A 16,547-nucleotide genomic window follows, 5' to 3' on the forward strand; every position below is an offset into this window, starting at 1 on the left:
CATGCCCGCCACCGCCGCCTACCTGGCGTTCCCCTTCGTTCCCGACGCTCGCGGGCGAAGTGCGACGGTCGGGCGCGAGCGGCACATCCGCGAGATGGTGGAGCAGGTCCTCTTCACCGCGCCCGGCGAGCGCGTGATGCGTCCCGAATTCGGCTGCGGCGTGAAGGAGCTGCTGTTCCAGCCGGCCTCGGAGGCGCTCGCCGCGGCGACGCAGCAGATGATCCACGGCGCGCTGATCCGCTGGCTGGAGGACTGGATCGCGGTGCAGAGCGTGACCGTGGCGGTCGAGGACAGCTCGCTGATCGTCACCGTCGCCTACGTGCCGCGCCTCGGCGGCGAGGCGCGGCAGGAAAGCTTCACCCTGCCGGCGGGAGGCGGGCCATGAGCGACGCAGCCATCCCCGCCTGCCGGGAAGACGCCCGCCGCGCCCTGGTGCTCGGCCATCCGACGCTGAATGGGCTCGACTTCGTCGAGTACCGCTTCGACCCGCTGGCGCTGCCGGGGCGCCGGCACGTGCTGGAGATGCATTTCCTCAAGCCCGCGCCGGTGCTGGCGCCGACCGATCTCGTCGTCGAGGGTGGTGCGCGCATCCTGGCGATCGGCGTGGTGGCGACGGAGCCGCCGGTCGGCAACGACCTCCGTGTCTTCGTCACCGAGGCCGGCGACTTCTCGATCTACCGGTTGCGCGTGCGCGACCCGGCGGCGCATGGGCTCGATGGCCTGCTCGCCGCCGCGCCGGTGAACTTCAAGGCGGGGTGTCCCTCCGATCTCGATTGCCGTATCGTCCGTGACTGCCCGCCGCCGGAAGGCGAGACGCCGCCGCTCGACCACATGGCGCGGGATTTCGAGAGCTTCCGGCGCATGCTGCTCGACGTGGCGCGGATGCGGAATCCTGCCTGGCGGGAGACGCATCCGGCGGAGCCGGCAGCGGCGCTGGTCGAACTCCTCGCCGCCGAAGGCGACCGCCTCGCCTGGATGCAGGATGCGGTGGGTACCGAGGCGACGCTCGAGACGGCGCGCCGCCGCATCTCGGCACGCCGCCATGCACGCCTCGTCGACTACCGCATGCACGAGGGGCGCAACGCCTGCGGCTTCGTCCAGCTCGACGCGAGCGGATCCGGCACGGTGCCGGCGGGCACGCGCTTCCTCACGCGCATCACCGCGCCGCTGCGCGGGATGCAGGCGCGGCCCGGCACCGTCATCCCCGCCGATCCGCCACCCGACTACGACAATGACGCCGCCCTCGCCGAGGCGACGGTGTTCGAGGCGACCGCGCGCACCCGCTGCGACCGCCTGCTGAACCGACTGTGGATCCACGATTTCGGCGGCCGCGCCTGTTGCCTGCCGCACGGCGCGACGGCGGCCTTCCTGTTCGCGACGCAGGGGCCGCCGAACAGCGCCACAGCGGTGCGTCCGCCGCTGGCAGCAGGCGAGTGGATCCTGCTGTTCGAGGCGAAGGGGCCGGATACCGGTCTCGCTCCGGATGCCGATCCGGCGCGACGGGTGGCGGTGCGCATCGCGCGCGTCGCCGACGCGACCGATCCGGCTTTCGGCGCCGCGATGACGCTGGTGGACGGAGAGCCGCGCCTGACGCGCCTGACCAATGTCGCCGACCCGGCGCTGCCGCTGCTGCGCGTGGAATGGGAGGCCGCCCAGGCACCGGATTTCGCCCTGACCATCACCGGCCGCGATGCGGATGGCGCGGCGCTCCCCTGGGTCGGCCAGGCGCGCGGCAATCTGGTGCCGGTGGACCATGGCCGCACCGTGCTGCGCAGCACGGTGGATGGCACCCTGCCGGCACCGGTCACGCGCGGACGCACCACGACGCTGACCCTGCCCGAGGCGCCGCTCACCTTCCAGCCGATGCCCGAGGCGCCGCGCTTCGATGCGCAGGGCCGGCTCGCGGATGCGCGGCACGTGCTGGACGTCCCGGCCTCGGAGGCGCTGCCCGCCGCCGTGCTGATCGTCGATGCGCCGGCGGAGGAACCGCGTCTCTGGCAGCCGGTCCCCGAGCTGCTCGCCTCCTTCCCCTTCGACGAGCATTTCGTCGCGGAACTCGACGAGGCGGGCCGCGCGCAGCTTCGCTTCGGTGACGATGCCTTCGGGCGGCGCCTGCCGGAGGGCTCGGCGATCACCGCGCGCTTCCGCATCGGCAATGGCGCGGCGGGCAATATCGGCGCCGGCGCGCTGGTGCATGTCGCGACACCCGCCGCGCCGGACCTGGCCGACCCGGCCGATCCCGCCGCGCCGCCGGCGGTCTTCCCGCCGATCGCCGCCATCTGGCAGCCGCTGGCTGCGCACGGCGGAGAGGATGCGGAGGCGCTCGACGCCGTACGGCAGCGCGCACCCTCGGCCATGCATGCCGAGCAGTTCCGCGCCGTCACCGAGGCGGATTGGGAGGCGGCGGCGCTCAAGCTGCCCGGCGTCGCGGCGGCGCGGGCCGCGATCCGCTGGACCGGGTCCTGGCACACGATCTTCGTCGGGCTGCATCCGGCGGAGCAGGCATCGCTGGTGCCGCGCCGGGGAGGCGGCTTCGACCTCGCCCCCGCATTCGCGCGCGCCGCCGTCGCCGCGCTGAACCGCTGGCGGCTCGCCGGGCGCGACCTGGCGGTGCGCGCCGGCGCCTATGTGCCGATCCGCCTCGAGATCGGTCTCTGCCTGGAGCCGGGCCATTTCCGCGGCGCCGTGCTGCCGGTGGTGCGCGCCGCGCTGATCGGTCGCGGCGGGTTGTTCGACCCGGCGCTGGCGCGGTTCGGGGATACGCTCTGGCTCAGCCGCATCGTCGCCGTGGTGGCGGCGGTGCCGGGCGTGTCCTCCTGCATCGTGCGCGGCTTCCATCGCTATTGGGACGGCCCGGCGGGCGAGCTCGACACCGGCCGGCTCATCCTCGGCACCTGGGAGATCCCGCGCCTCGATGCCGATCCCAGCCGGCCGGAGAACGGCGTGCTGGTGCTGACCATCGACGGGGAGGGCTGAACGCATGTCCGACAGCCGCCTCCAGGACCAGGCCTATTGCGGCTGCGGGGAGGCCGATGCGCCCCTCGCGCCCGGCATCGTGTGGAACCGCCCGGCGCTGCCGGAGATCGCCTGGCGCATCGGCCGCTTCGCCGGTTTCCGCGCGGCCGCGCTGCGCGACCTGACGCGCGCCCTGCCGTTGCTGACGTCGCGCGAGGGCGACGACCACGCCATCACGCTGATCGAGCTGTGGGCCGCTCTCGCCGATGTGCTGACCTTCCACGGCGAGCGCATCGCCAATGAGAGCTACCTGCGCACCGCGGTGCATCGCGATTCCGTGCGGCGCCTGGTGCGGCTGCTCGACTATCGCCCCTTCGCCGGCCTCGCCGCGGAGACCGACCTCGCCTTCACGCTCGACCCCGGCGCGACGCTGACGCTGAAGCCGGGCCTGAAGGTGATGAGCGTGCCGGGGCAGGACGAGCTGCCGCAGATCTTCGAGACGCTCGAACAGGTGGCCGGCGAGGCGCGGCTGAACCGCGTCGCCGTGCGCGGCGTGCCGATCCCGCATGATCCGCTCGCCGAGGGCGCCTCCCGCGCCGCGTTGCTGAGCGCGCCCGAACGCCTCGGCCCCGGCGATCCGCTGCTGTTCTTCTGGGCCGATGCGGCGGAGGAGAAGACGCTGGCCAAGCTGGCCGCACCGGCGCGCGAACGCGAGGCCGCCTGGTCCCCGCCCAATGTCCGCGCCATGCCGCAGCCGGCGCTGATGGCCAAGGTCGAGCGCGCCATGCGGCTGTTCGGCCACAACGCGCCGGCGAGCCGCATCGTCTTCGACGAAGGCGAGAAGAGCAGCCCCACCACATGGTCACGCCCGCCCGGCTGGGTGAAGGTGCAGGAGGCATTCGGCATCGCGGCGGCCGACAGTGCCGCAGGCCTGCCGCTCGACGCGCGCATCGAGGGGCTGAAGCCCGGCGCGACCATCGTGGCCGATCTCGGCCAGGGCGCGCTGCCGGTGCGGCTGGCGGTGGTGACCGCCGTCTCGGAAGCCACCGAGACCTTCGGCGCGGCGACCGACAAGGTCACGCGCATCGCCGTCGCGCGGCAGGTGCTGGGACGGCCGTCGCTCTCCGTCCTGACGACCGGTTCGACACGGCTGGTCACGCGGCTCGCCACCGGGATCTGTGCCTCCTTCTTTCCCGGCGCGGGCGGGCCGGTGGAGCCGGTCAACTTCCCGACGGTCGGCGGTGCGCCGGTGCCGCTGACCGGCGACCCGATCGTCGCGGAAGGCTTTGGCCGTACCGAGCTCGTCGCGCGGGGCGCGGGTACGGCGCTGTGGTACACGCGCTCCCTGCCCGGCTTCGTCCTGACCTGGGTGCGGCTCGGCGGTGCGCTGAAGGGCGATCCGGTGCTGCTCGTCCCGGCCGCCGACCGCACCGAGATCGTCGCGCGCGGCTGGGACGATGCGATCTGGCTGCGCCGTGCCACGGGATCGGGCAACGCGCCGGCATGGGCCGAATGGGTGAGCCTCGGCGGCCGCGCCTCGGGGCCCGTCGCGGCGGCTGCGGTGCCCGCCTCGGGCGGGGTGGCCTGCGTCGCGGTGCGCGGCGTGGACGGCGAGGCCTATGCGAACTTCATCGGCGCCGCGACGGCGACCGGCTGGCGCGCGCTGCCCAGCTTGCAGGTCGCGGCGGAACTCGCCGTCGTCGCGGTCGGCACCTTCTTCGCCGTGCTGGCGCGCGCCGCCTCGGACAACGGGCTGCGCCTCTGCCTCGTGGCGCCGACCGGTTCTTCCCCCTGGGTCGAGGTGCCGGGCGAGGAAGTGGTCGCGGGCCGGCCGGCCATGGCGCTCGCCGCCGGCACCATCGGCATCGCCGCGCGCAGCGACCAGGACAAGCTGCTGTTCCGCGCCTGGGGCCTGAGCGGCGTCGCCACGGATTGGGAAGATCTCGGCGGCCCGATCGGCAGCGATCCGGCGATCGCCATCGCCGGCACGCGCATCGTCGTCGCCGCGCGCTTCGCCGACGGCACGCTGCGGATGCGCGAGCAGAACGCCGGAAGCTGGGGCGCCTGGCGGGTGATGGGGGAGGGCCTCGGCGCCATCCCCAACCGCCGCACGGTGCGGCTGTGGCAGGTGGCGCAGCCCTTCCTCGATCCGCGCCGGCACGATTATCCGCAGACCATCACCGGCAGCCGCGTGACGGTGCCGCTGGCCGAGCTCGACAGCATCGCCGCCAAGCGGCGCATCATCCTGACCGATGGCAGGATCACCCAGGTCGCGACCGTGGCGGGTGCCGCGGCGATGCCGGCCGATGCGGGTGGCGAGCCGGCGGTGCTCGCCATCGATGTCGCGGCGCCGCTGGCCGTGCCGCTCGACGGCGCGGCGACGGTGCTGCTCGGCAATGTCGTGCATGCGAGCCATGGCGAGACGCTGGCCGAGGAGATCCTCGGCGACGGCGATGCGGCCACGCCGCTGCAGCGCTTCGCGCTGAAGCGCGCGCCGGTGACGCGGCGTGCCGCCGCGGGTGCGCTGCGTGGCGTGCCGGACATCACCGTGCTGGTCGGCGACGAAGCCTGGACGCCGGTCGAGACCCTGTTCGGCCGCGGCCCCGCCGAACGCATCTACGTGCTGGAGGAAGCCGAGGACGGCACCACCATCGTGCAGTTCGGCGACGGGCTGAACGGGGCGCGGCTGCCGACCGGCGCGGGCAATATCCGCGTGCGCTACCGCATCGGCCTCGGCCTCGCCGGCCAGGTGCGGGCGGCGCAGCTCTCGGTGCCGCTGACGCGGCCGCCGGGACTCCGGGAGGCGACCAACCCGCTGCCCGCCGGCGGCGGCGCCGATCCCGAGGATGCGGAGAGCGCCCGCCGCAACGCCCCGCGCAAGGTGCTGACCTTCGGCCGCGCCATCAGCCTGCGCGACCTGGAGGCGCTGGCGATCGAAAGCGGCCTCGCCGCCCAGGCGCGCGCCGACTGGATCTGGAGCGGCATCGAGCGCCTCGCGCACCTCACCGTCGCGGCGCCCGGCGGCGCGGCGCCGAGCGCCGACACGCTGGCGAAGCTCGCCGCCGTGCTGGATGCGGCGCGCGACACCACGCGGCGGTTGCTGATCGGCGCGGTGCGCCGCGTGCCGGTGCGCATCGCCGGCCTCGTCTTCATCGAGGATGCCTTCGTCCGCGATGCGGTGATGGAGGCTGCGCGCGGCGCGCTCGCGGCGCTGCTGGCGCCGGACAGTCTCGGCATCGCGATGCCGCTGCATCGCTCGGATGTCATCGCGGCCTTGCAGGGCGTGCGCGGCGTGAAGGGCGTGGACCTCGATGCGCTCGGCCTGCGCGGCGATCCCGGCTGGACGGCGGCGCAGCGCCAGGCGCGCGATCTCGCGCCGGGGCCGTTGCAGCAGCATCTGCGCCTCTTCCCGGCGCGGGCCTCCGCCTCCGCGGTGGGCGACCCGCTCGCCAAGCCCGCGCCAGGCACGGTGCTGCCGCGCATCCTGCCGGCGGAGCAGGCCTTCGCCGAGACGACCGACATCCTGCTGTTCGCCAGCGGAGGCCTCGCATGAGCGACGCGACCATCCAGGGCGGGCGTCTCTACACCCTGCTCCCCGCCTTCTGGCGGGAACGCGACGCGGATCAGGGCTATCCGCTGCGCGACCTGCTCTCGGTGATCGAGACCCAGGCCGAGGCGCTGCAGGACGACATCCACCGCCAGCATGACGGGCTGTTCGTCGAGACCGCCGATGCGTGGATCGTGCCCTATATCGGCGATCTCGTCGGCACCACGGCACTGTTCGATCCCTCCGCGCAGCCCGAGCCCGAATTGTGGTTCGACCTGTTCGGCGACATGCGCGGCGCGCGCCCCGCGCCCGGCGCACCCTCCCGCCTGATGCCGGCGCTGGCGGCGCGGGCGCGGCCGGATGTGGCGAAGACCATCTACTACCGCCGCCGCAAGGGCACCGCGCCGATGCTCGAGGAGCTGGCGCGCGACGTCACCGGCTGGCCGGCGCGGCTGGTCGAGTTCTGGGCGCTGCTCGGCTGGACGCAATGGGTGCGCAACCGGCTGCGGCTCGATGCCGGCGGCTGGGTGGACCTGCGCAGCACCGCGGTGGCGGAACGCATCCGCGGCCCCTTCGACACCGCGCCGCGCAGCGTCGATGTCCGCCCCTTCGGGCGGGATGACGGGCGCGACGGCATCCCCAAGGTCGGCTTCTTCCTCTGGCGCCTGCGCGGCGAGCCGATGGACGGGCTCGACGCGCGCGCCGAGGCGAGCCCGGCCGATTGGCGCTGGCGCTTCAGCCCGCTCGGACAGGATGCGCCGCTGTTCATCCGCGCGCGGCGCGAAGGCGACGAGGCGGGCCAGGCCGGCGAGATCCACGTGCCCGGCCCGATCCGCCGCGGCGCGATCTTTCAGGACCTCGCCGCTGCGCGTGCGGCGGGCGCGTCGAGCAGCCTCTTCTATGGCCCCTTCGCGCCCGGCGCGGCAGCGGCGTCGGGTGGCACCAGCATATCCGTCACCATCATCCGGCCGGACGGCACGGAGGATGCCGTGCCCGCCACGCGCATCCGCTGCATGGCGCTCGACCCCTGGCAGCAGCCGGGGACGGATCTGGTCGGCATCGACGTGCGCACGGGGCGCATCGCGCTCGGCGCCGCGCTGACGGCGCGGGGGCTGCGCGTGGGCTGCGTGCGCGGCGTCGTCGGCGATCTCGGCGGCGGGGCCTATGCCCGGGCCGGGTGGCTGCTGCGCCCGTCCGGCGACGTACAGATTTTTGACGTCGAGGGCAGCGGGCGGCCGAACACGCATGCGACGCTGCGCGGCGCACTCGATGCCTGGGCGCTGGCCGGGCGGCCGGATGCGGTCATCCGCATCAACGACAGCCGCAGCTACGACGAGACGGCGAACCCGTTGGTCATCGAACCGGCCGATCCGGCGCCGGGCCGCCGCGGCCTGCTGGCGATCGAGGCGGCCGACCGGGTGCGGCCGCATCTGCGCCTCGCCGTGCCGCTCGAGATCACCGGCGATCATCCCGAGAGCATGGTGACCTTCTCCGGCCTGCTGATCGAAGGTGGCATTGCGCTGACCGGCACGCTGCGCCGGCTGCGCTTCGTCCATTGCACGCTGGTGCCGGGCCGCAGCATTGCCGGAACCGGCCCCGCGACGCCGCCGGTCGCGCCGACGCCGGAGAGCCTGACGGTCGCCGGCACGCTCGGCGGCAATGTCGCGAATACCGGGCTGTCGGTGGAAGCGGTGTTCAGCATCCTCGGACCGCTGCGCCTGCCGGGCCATGCGCGCCAGCTCGTGGTGCTGGACAGCGTGGTGGACGGCGTGACGGGGGATGCGATCGCCGGCCTCGGCGCGGGCGACGACGCGCCGCCATCGACCATCGAGCGGAGCACCGTCCTTGGCGATGTGCGCGCGCTGCGCCTGCCGATGCTGGACACCTGCATCGTCGAGGGCACGGTGCGCGCCACACGCCGCGACGAAGGCTGCGTGCGCTTCTCCTACACCGATCCCGGCAGCCGCACGCCGCGCCGCGTGCGCTGCCAGCCCGACCTGGCGGTGGCGGACGCCATCGCGGAGGCGGAGGCGGCCAAGGGCGCCCCGCTCACCGACGCCGAGCGCAGCACCGTGCGCCACCGCGCCGAGCGCGCCATGCAGCCGGTCTTCGCCTCGCGCCGATATGGCCAGCCGGCCTATGCGCAACTCGGCCGCGCCTGCCCGCAAGGCATCGCGGAGGGTGCGGAGGATGGCAGCGCCATGGGGCTGACCTGCCACCTCAAGGAACCGCAGAGGCTGATGAACCTGCGGCGGCGCCTCGAGGAATACCTGCCGCTGGGCCTCGAGCCCGGCTTCGTGTTCGTGACCTGATCGCGCGGAGGAACCACCATGGCCGGCGACTATTCCCGCCTGACATTCGACCCGCGCAAGCGCTTCGCCGCGGTGAAGATGCAACAGGGCCGCGTCCAGCTCGACGCGGACTGGAACGAGGAAGCGGCGATCATGCATGCCCGCATGGTCGCGCAGGCGCGCGAGACCTTCGGCCGCGCCGCCGCGAGCCGCTTCGGCACCATCGACGCCTTCCGCATCGGCGTGGTCGCGGGGCCGCCGCGCGACCTTTCCATCGAACCCGGGCGCTTCTGGGTGGAAGGCCGCCTGGCGCTCGCGCTGCCGAGCGACGGCAGCCCGATCACCTATCTGAGCCAGCCCTTCCTGCCCGGCGCGCCGCCCCTGCCGGCGGCGGGACCGGCGATCGCGTGGCTGGAGACCTGGGAACGCGAGGTCACCTGGGTCGAGGACCCCTCGCTGCTCGACGTCGCCCTGGGCGGCGTGGACACCGCGGCGCGCCTGCAATCGGTGTGGCAGGTGAAGGTGGATGGACGGCGCGATGCCTCCTGCGCGCTCGATCTCGATGCGCTCTTCCCGCCATCGCCGGCGCGGCTGACCACCGCGGCGGTGGCGCCGCCGGCGCCCGAGGATCCCTGCCTGATCGCGCCCAAGGTCGGCTATCGCGGGCTGGAGAACCGGCTCTACCGCGTCGAGGTGCATCGCGGCGGGACTGCCGCCACCGCGCGCTTCAAGTGGAGCCGCGACAATGCCTCCGTGCGTTCGCCGGTGCTGACGATGCGCAATGAGCTGCGCGGCGGGGTGAACGTCACCGTGCTCTCGGTCGCGCGCATCGGGCGCGATCCCGGGCTGCGCATCAATGCGGGCGACTGGGTGGAGATCACCGACGAGCACCGCTTTCTGAACGGCGAATCCGGGGAGATGGCGCAGGTCGCCGAGCCGCCCCTGGAGCAGCCGGGCGAGGACGGCGTGCAGGTGGTGCTCGACCGGCAGATCCCGGCCGCCGGCACCCGCGCCTTCGGCGCCAATCCGGCCGCGCTTGCCGCGCGGCGCACGCGCATCATCCGCTGGGACCAGCTCGCGCCGCGCAACACGCTCGACGCCGATGGGCTGATGACGGTCGGCGCCGCCGCGGTCGCGCTGGAGGAAGGCATCGAGGTCACCTTCTCGCTCTCCGGTGGCACGCAGTACCGCGCCGGAGACTACTGGGTCTTCGCCGCGCGCACCGCCGATGCCTCGGTCGAGCTGCTGAACGCCGCCGAACCGCGCGGGCCTCGGCGGCACTACGCGATGCTCGCCTCCTTCGCCGACATCGCCAGCAACGCGCAGCCGTCGGATTGCCGCACCATCTGGCCGCCACTGGCGCCGCAGGGCGGCGACGGATGCTGCACCATGGTGGTACGGCCGGGCGAGGATGTTCAGGCCGCGATCGACCGGCTCGGACCCAATGGCGGCTGCGTCTGCCTCAAGCCGGGCGTGCATGAGCTGCGCGACGTGCTGCGCATCCGCAGCGGGCGCGTGTCGCTGCATGCGGAGGCGCCGGGCGCGGCGATCCTGCGGCGTGCCTCCGATGCGCCGATCCTCGTCATCGGTGGTGCTGCGGCGACGCGCGTGCCGGTGACGGACGTGCATGTCGCGGGGGTGGTGTTCCAGCTCGGCAGCCTGCGCGGCGAGGGTGGCGGCGCGCAGCTGGTGGTCGAGCCCTCGGCCCGGCGCGTGCGCATCGAGGATTGCCGCTTCACGGTGCAGGACTTCGCGGGGCGCATCGCCGCCGTCTCCCTCGGCGGGCCGGAGGCGGAACTCGCGCGTTGCGTGGTGGAGCGGCTGCCGCTCGGCGTGCTCATCCAGGACGAGGCGGCCGACGTCACCGTCGCCGACTGCGCCTTCGACGCCTCCAGCACCGCGGATGCGCAGGAGGATGCCGGCCTGGTGGCGGTCTGGGCCTCGGCCTGCGGCGGCGCGCTGCGGGTGGAGCGCAACGCCATCCGCGGCTACCAGGAAGGCATCGTCCTGGCGCGGGACGTGGCGAGCGGCCGCGCGCTCGATACGGATCTCGCAATGGTCATCGGCAATGTCGTGCTGCGGACCGCGCCGCCGGCCCAGCCCGCGCCGACCCCGACACCGGCACCCACGCCGACGCCCGCGCCGACCCCGACACCGGCGCCCACGCCGACGCCGACACCGGCACCCACGCCGACCCCGACACCGGCGCCCACGCCGACGCCGGCACCCACGCCTGCACCGACGCCCGGCAGGCCCCCGGTGACGGCGCCTGCTCCGAGTCCAGGGCTCATTTCACCCGGCCTGCGGCCGCGCAGCGTCACGATCCGCCGGGTCCTCGATACGATGGCCTTGCGCGCGGGCGCGGCGCCCATCGTTGCGGCGGAGGCCGACGATCGCGCGATGGACGAGGCCATCGGCAAGGCCGCCGCCAGCCCCGCGAGCATCGCGATGAGCCGCGCCGTCGCAAGCCTGGTCCGCGGCACGGCGGCATCGGCCGCGGCGGGCGAGGCCTCGCTGGGGGTCGGCAGGCTGACCTCGGTCGCCGGTCCGGCGAATCTGCCCGCCTTCGCCATCGTGGCGAATGCCGAGAATGCGACGGTCGCCGAGAACCTGCTCGCCTGGACCGCGAGCGGCTATGCCGGGATCCTTGCGGCGCGCGGGACGCGGAGCGTCGCCGGCAACGACCTGCTGATGAGAGGCCGCGCGGTGCCGGGGGAACCCACCACGGGCATCACGCTGCCCGTCGCTGCCGGGGTGGGCTTCGGCATCGTCGTCGGCCTCGGCGCGAATGTCGCACCCGGGGCCGAAGGCTGCGACGTGGACGGGAACGTGCTGCTGGGGTCGCTGATCGGTATCCTCGTCGGTCAGGTCGAGCTGGTGACGGTGCGGGGCAACCTGCTCGCGCGCAGCGCCGTCGGCATCGCCGCCAGCCTGGCCGATGCGCCGCGCATCGACGCCAACCTGGTGCACAGCGCGGAGCGCGGCATGCTCCTCATCGAGACGACGCGCGCGCGGATTTCCGGCAACCACATCGTCGCCTCGCGCCAGGAGGGGATCCAGGTGATCGGCGTCGGCCGCCAGGTACCGCCTGGTCCGCTCTGGATCAGCGGCAATACGCTGCGCCATTGCGGCGCGGCGGAGGAGCAGGCGAGCGCGATCGTCGCGAGCCTGCTCGACCCGGTGGCGGGGGAGGAGGATGCCAGCGCCGGCGGCCAGGACCTCGTCATCGAGCACAATCTGGTTGCGGAGACGGGCGTGCCGCTGGGCGGCAAGGGGCCGCGCGCGGCGCGCAGCATCGCGGTCGCGCTGGCCGCGCCGCGCGTGACCGTGCATGGCAACGCCATCCAGTGGGAGATGGCGGCGCGCACGCCGGGCGGGCAGAAGCTGCTCGCGGAGGAGGGCGCGAAGGCGAACCGTGCCTTGCTCGTGGTGCCGGCGCCGGCGCAGGGCCTCGATCCCTCGGCCGGGGAGAGGTTCGGCGGCACGGTCAGCATCACCGACAACCGGATGCGCGGCTTCGCGATGGACAGCCTGGTGGAATTGCGGGAGGGCGCGCAGCCGCCGGGCCGCTTCAGTGCCGTCATGTTCGGCACGAACCTGGTTGAGCATTGGGGGCCGCTGGACGTGCCTGGCGCCGCCTTGCCGGCCACGGTCGTGCTGCGCGGCGAGCCCGGCGCGACGGTGGCCGTTGCCGGCAATGTCGTGCGCGGCCCCGGCCGGCGCCCGAGCTTCCTGGTCGATGGCCCGAAGGAGGTCGCCTATGCCGGCAACGCCACCACCGGCCCGTTGCTCGGTGCTGCACCGCAGATGAACGTCATCGTCTAGCGCGCCGCCCAGGATGGGCGCGCCCGACGCGCCAACCAGCCTTGGTGACGGCCAAAAGAAGGAGGGGGTCCGGGGGAGTTCTCTCCCCCGGTCTGACGCTGCCGCCTGCCCATGGATCGGCGGCGAAGGCCGAACCGGTCGCCCATGCGCGCAAGCGGGAGGCGCCCAGGGGCAGCGCGCCCAAGCGGCCTGGGAAATTCAGCCGGGCGGCGGCGCGACCGGCAGGGCCGGCGTGTAGGGCTCGATCCGGTAGGTTTCCTGCCGGAGGATGGCGACGCGGCCGGCCGCGGCATGGCGCGTGGAGCCGTCCGGGGCGCGGCCGACGACGTAGCGCCAGGCACCGACCTGGCCATCGGCGACCAGCTTGCGGGCGATGCGCTCGGCCTCGGGGCCGGTGCCCAGGGCGGCAAGCTCGGCCTGGGTGAGGCCGATGATGATCTCGTCGCGCGGCGACACGACGCGGAAGAGCATCACCGCGGGGGCCTGGGCGGCGGCGGGCAGGGCGCTCGCGGCGAGCAGCGGCATCACCATGGTCAGGCGACGGGAGAGGTGCGACATCACGGTCATCCTTGCAGCGTGGGGCAGCCTGCCCTTGCCCGGGTCGGGCGGACCGCGCGCACTCTACGCACCGCCGCCACGGTGACGAGTGGAAACCGCAACGAAAAGGCGGCGGGTTGCCCCGCCGCCTGAAACGCTTCGCAGGGTACGCGGACGTCAGCCGACCGTCAGGCGGCGCTCCGCGACCTGCTGCTTCATCGACTTCTGCAGCTTCTCGAAGGCGCGCACCTCGATCTGGCGGACGCGTTCGCGGCTGATGCCGTACTGCTGGGAGAGTTCCTCCAGCGTCGTCGGCTCCTCCTTGAGGCGGCGCTCGATCAGGATGTGGCGCTCGCGTTCGTTGAGCGTCTTGAGCGCGCCGTTGAGCAGGTCGCGGCGGTTGGTCATGTCCTCCCGCTCGGCGAGTTCCTCCTCCTGGCTCTCGCCGTCATCGACCAGCCAGTCCTGCCACTCGCCCTCGCTGTCGGCGCGGACGGGGGCGTTCAGGCTGTGGTCCGGGCTGGCGAGGCGCCGGTTCATGCTGATCACGTCCTGCTCGGGCACCTGCAGGGTATGGGCGATCTTCGCCACCTGCTCGTCCTTGAGGTCGCCTTCCTCGAGCGCGGACATCTGTGCCTTGAGCCGGCGCAGGTTGAAGAACAGCTTCTTCTGCGCCGCCGTGGTGCCCATCTTCACGAGCGACCAGGAATGCAGGATGTATTCTTGAATGGCGGCGCGGATCCACCACATGGCGTAGGTGGCCAGGCGGAAGCCACGCTCCGGATCGAAGCGCTTCACCGCCTGCATCATGCCGACATTGCCTTCGGAGATGAGTTCGCCGACGGGCAGGCCGTAGCCGCGATAGCCCATGGCGATCTTGGCGACGAGCCGAAGGTGGGACGTGACGAGCTTGTGGGCGGCGCGTTCGTCGCCCTCATCCTTCCAACGGCGGGCGAGCGACAGCTCCTCCTCCGGTGAGAGCATCGGGAACTTGCGGATCTCCTGCAGGTAGCGGGAGAGGTTGCCTTCGGTCACCATCGGGATGGCTGTGCTGGAAGCCATGGGTCATCTGCCTCCTTCACCAGGCGGGCCACCCCGTGACGGCGGCGCCCGCGATGGGCATGCACTCAGACGTGTCGCCTTCCTTACGGCCCATACCCTCGGCCGCCCGCTCCGGTCACGTCGGAGCCGGCCGGACGGGGCGCTTCTCGGCACCCTTCGGAATCCGACATGGGGTTTGTAGCCCGGCCCCGCCTGGGGCGCAAGAAAAACCAACTGCAATAGTCGGGTTACTGCCGGTTACCGTCCAGTAACGCGATCAGTTCGGCGAGGTCGGCGGGCAGAGGGCTCGCGAAGGAGAGGGCCTCGCCGGTGACCGGATGGCGGAATCCGAGCGTTGCCGCGTGCAATGCCTGGCGGGGGAAGGCGAGCAACGCCTCCCGCAACGGGGCGGGCAGCAGGCGGGCGGCGGCGGGAGTGCGGCGCAGATAGACCGGGTCCCCCACCAGGGGATGGCCGAGATGGGCCATGTGGACGCGGATCTGATGGGTGCGGCCGGTGAGCAGCCGGCACTCGACCAGGGCGACGGCGGCGCCCCAGGCACGCTGAACCGCATAGCGCGTGGTGGCGGGCTTGCCGCCGCGGGTCGCCACCGCCATGCGCTTGCGGTCGACCGGATGGCGGCCGATCGGTGCGGAAACCTCGCCGCGGGTTTCCTGCGGCAGGCCCCAGACGAGCGCCAGGTAGGCGCGGTCGAGGTCGCGGGCGGCGAAGGCCTCGGACAGGGCGCGGTGGGCGCGCTCGGTCTTGGCGGCGACCATGACGCCGGAGGTGTCCTTGTCCAGCCGGTGGACGATACCCGGGCGCTTCTCCCCGCCGATGCCCGGCAGGTCGTCCCCGGCATGGGCGAGCAGGGCGTTGACCAGGGTGCCGTCCGGGTTGCCCGGGGCGGGGTGGACGACGAGGCCGGCGGGTTTGTCGACGACGATGAGATCCGCGTCCTCGTAGAGGATGGTCAGCGGAATCGCCTGGGCCTGCGGCGTGGCGGGGACGGGCGGCGGGATGGCGAGGACGTAGCGCGCGCCGGCACGGACCGATTCGGACGGGTCGGTCAGCGGCGCGCCGTCGCGCGTCGCGTGGCCGCCTTCGATCAGCGCCTTGACCCGGGAGCGCGAGAGCGAACCTATGGCGTCCGCCAGGAAGCGGTCGGCGCGCGCGCCGGCGGCCTCCAGCGGTGCGATGGCTTCGATATGCTCGGCGACGGCGGATGAGGGGGATGGTGTGGCTGCGCTCAAGGCTCTGGTGATCGGAATGGGGGTGCTGATCGTGGCCGGCACCGTGGCCCTCGCGGTGCTGCTCGTCCAGCGGCTTGGCGAGCCGCAGGCGGGGCGGCAGGCGGCGGCGTCTCTCGGGGAACCCGATGGCGCGCGGATCGCCGGCATCGCCGGGACGGACCGCACCCTGGCGATCTGGGTGGTGCGGCCGGACGGCGACAGGGTGATCCTGGTCGATCCGGCGAGCGGGCGGCGCACGGGAGAGGTCCGGCTGCGGGACTGACCGGGGGCTGGGGTGGCTGCTGGTGGCGCGCGCGACGTCCCGCGATGGGCGCCATCCGGGGCGCATGACGATTTTCGCAAGAAGGGCGCTTGATCCCGACCAGGGAGGCGGGTAGAAGCGCGCCTCCGGCCGGGTCCCCTTCGTCTAGAGGCCTAGGACACCGCCCTCTCACGGCGGTAACAGGGGTTCGAATCCCCTAGGGGACGCCAAGCTTTTCAACGGGTTGGCCGATTTCTCAGGTCATGCACCTGATGTCATACCTGATATCGAGGCCGCCGGCGCGAGCGCACCTGCCGCCCAGTGGCTAAGGCGTCAGTGACGGACGCGCTTCGGGACATGGTCGATCGTGATCTCGACCGGTCCCCCGCCAGCCGGCCGAGGGCAATGGCTGGTACGTAGGACGCGCTGCCCCACGACCTTGCCATCCGAGCCAAAGGTGCGAACCCGCCAGCAGCAGGGGCAACGGTACGCGACGCGCCCGTCGCCCCGGACGCGCCCGTAGAACTCATGGCGCTGTCCCTGCATGGCGGCGTGCTCAGGCACCGGCGACCATGGCCGGCGGCGCGCCCAGCTTCACCTTGGCCGTGGTGGCGGACGAGCCGGCAGCCTCGACGCAGATGCCCACGGCAAGGTTGTCTTCGTCGTCCGTGGCGAGGTTGTGGGCCGCGTTGTCCCAGAACAGCACGTCGCCCAGGTCGAAGGCCGTGCCCGTCACCTTGGCGAGCGAGAACAGCCCTGCGCCGAACTCTGCCCCGGCGGCTTCCGCCTCGCGCTTGAAGGCGGGATCGGGGCGGAGCCAGTCATGCATCGCGTCCGCAGGTCGGGCACGCCGCGCC

Annotated in this window: 10 protein-coding genes and 1 tRNA gene; 7 read left to right on the forward strand and 4 right to left on the reverse strand. The window is 73.3% G+C overall.

Annotation, left to right across the window (positions count from 1 at the left end):
- The first annotated feature begins 1 nt into the window (after nt 1).
- From GXW74_RS06710 to GXW74_RS06730, 5 genes are read left to right on the forward strand one after another with little or no spacing between them, the layout of a single operon-like run.
- Nucleotides 2-385, forward strand: a complete 384-nt coding sequence (locus tag GXW74_RS06710; protein WP_211845711.1) for a GPW/gp25 family protein — start codon at nt 2-4, stop codon at nt 383-385.
- The gene (locus GXW74_RS06715) at nt 382-2,976 is read left to right on the forward strand and encodes a baseplate J/gp47 family protein (protein ID WP_211845712.1); all 2,595 of its coding nucleotides are present in this window, start codon (nt 382-384) and stop codon (nt 2,974-2,976) included. The genes GXW74_RS06710 and GXW74_RS06715 overlap by 4 nt, the downstream gene beginning before the upstream one ends.
- Before the next feature lie 4 nt (nt 2,977-2,980).
- Nucleotides 2,981-6,508 carry a hypothetical protein gene (locus tag GXW74_RS06720; protein WP_211845713.1) on the forward strand — a complete coding sequence of 1,176 codons (3,528 nt, stop codon included), beginning with the start codon at nt 2,981-2,983 and terminating at the stop codon, nt 6,506-6,508.
- Nucleotides 6,505-8,814 carry a hypothetical protein gene (locus GXW74_RS06725; protein WP_211845714.1) on the forward strand — a complete coding sequence of 770 codons (2,310 nt, stop codon included), beginning with the start codon at nt 6,505-6,507 and terminating at the stop codon, nt 8,812-8,814. Before GXW74_RS06720 ends, GXW74_RS06725 begins: the two co-directional genes overlap by 4 nt.
- Nucleotides 8,815-8,832: 18 nt before the next feature.
- Nucleotides 8,833-12,618: a DUF6519 domain-containing protein gene (locus GXW74_RS06730; protein ID WP_211845715.1), complete on the forward strand. Its 3,786-nt coding sequence runs from the start codon at nt 8,833-8,835 to the stop codon at nt 12,616-12,618.
- 198 nt (nt 12,619-12,816) lie between these two features.
- On the opposite strand, the gene GXW74_RS06735 is transcribed toward GXW74_RS06730, so the two are convergent.
- From GXW74_RS06735 to GXW74_RS06745, 3 genes are all read right to left on the reverse strand, one after another.
- Nucleotides 12,817-13,176 (reverse strand): hypothetical protein, encoded by a 360-nt coding sequence (locus GXW74_RS06735; RefSeq protein WP_211845716.1) that lies wholly within the window; start codon nt 13,174-13,176, stop codon nt 12,817-12,819.
- 156 nt (nt 13,177-13,332) lie between these two features.
- Nucleotides 13,333-14,217, reverse strand: coding sequence for an RNA polymerase sigma factor RpoH (gene rpoH, locus GXW74_RS06740; RefSeq protein ID WP_211845717.1), 885 nt, complete (start codon nt 14,215-14,217; stop codon nt 13,333-13,335).
- Nucleotides 14,218-14,444: 227 nt separating this feature from the next.
- Nucleotides 14,445-15,449, reverse strand: a complete 1,005-nt coding sequence (locus GXW74_RS06745; protein WP_408903860.1) for an RluA family pseudouridine synthase — start codon at nt 15,447-15,449, stop codon at nt 14,445-14,447.
- Between GXW74_RS06745 and GXW74_RS27910 the strand changes: the two genes are divergently transcribed.
- Together GXW74_RS27910 and GXW74_RS06750 are read left to right on the forward strand one after the other, a co-directional pair.
- Entirely contained in the window at nt 15,436-15,711 is a 276-nt protein-coding gene (locus tag GXW74_RS27910) for a DUF6476 family protein (RefSeq protein ID WP_338148166.1), read from the forward strand. The two genes, GXW74_RS06745 and GXW74_RS27910, sit on opposite strands and share 14 nt — an antisense overlap.
- A gap of 133 nt (nt 15,712-15,844) precedes the next feature.
- Nucleotides 15,845-15,920 (forward strand) — tRNA-Glu (locus GXW74_RS06750).
- 326 nt (nt 15,921-16,246) lie between these two features.
- On the opposite strand, the gene GXW74_RS06755 is transcribed toward GXW74_RS06750, so the two are convergent.
- Entirely contained in the window at nt 16,247-16,519 is a 273-nt protein-coding gene (locus GXW74_RS06755; protein ID WP_211845718.1) for a DUF2190 family protein, read from the reverse strand.
- Nucleotides 16,520-16,547 lie beyond the last annotated feature (28 nt).

It is taken from the genome of Neoroseomonas eburnea, assembly GCF_018129005.1.
In the GTDB taxonomy this organism is placed as follows: domain Bacteria; phylum Pseudomonadota; class Alphaproteobacteria; order Acetobacterales; family Acetobacteraceae; genus Neoroseomonas; species Neoroseomonas eburnea.

Excerpts from the sequence above, each read along its gene's own strand:
- GXW74_RS06710 (WP_211845711.1), top strand. The coding sequence starts at position 2 with ATGCCCGCCACCGCCGCCTACCTGGCGTTCCCCTTCGTTCCCGACGCT.
- GXW74_RS06715 (WP_211845712.1), top strand. The coding sequence starts at position 382 with ATGAGCGACGCAGCCATCCCCGCCTGCCGGGAAGACGCCCGCCGCGCC.
- GXW74_RS06720 (WP_211845713.1), top strand. The coding sequence starts at position 2,981 with ATGTCCGACAGCCGCCTCCAGGACCAGGCCTATTGCGGCTGCGGGGAG.
- GXW74_RS06725 (WP_211845714.1), top strand. The coding sequence starts at position 6,505 with ATGAGCGACGCGACCATCCAGGGCGGGCGTCTCTACACCCTGCTCCCC.
- GXW74_RS06730 (WP_211845715.1), top strand. The coding sequence starts at position 8,833 with ATGGCCGGCGACTATTCCCGCCTGACATTCGACCCGCGCAAGCGCTTC.
- GXW74_RS06735 (WP_211845716.1), bottom strand. The coding sequence starts at position 13,176 with ATGTCGCACCTCTCCCGTCGCCTGACCATGGTGATGCCGCTGCTCGCC.
- rpoH (WP_211845717.1), bottom strand. The coding sequence starts at position 14,217 with ATGGCTTCCAGCACAGCCATCCCGATGGTGACCGAAGGCAACCTCTCC.
- GXW74_RS06755 (WP_211845718.1), bottom strand. The coding sequence starts at position 16,519 with ATGCATGACTGGCTCCGCCCCGATCCCGCCTTCAAGCGCGAGGCGGAA.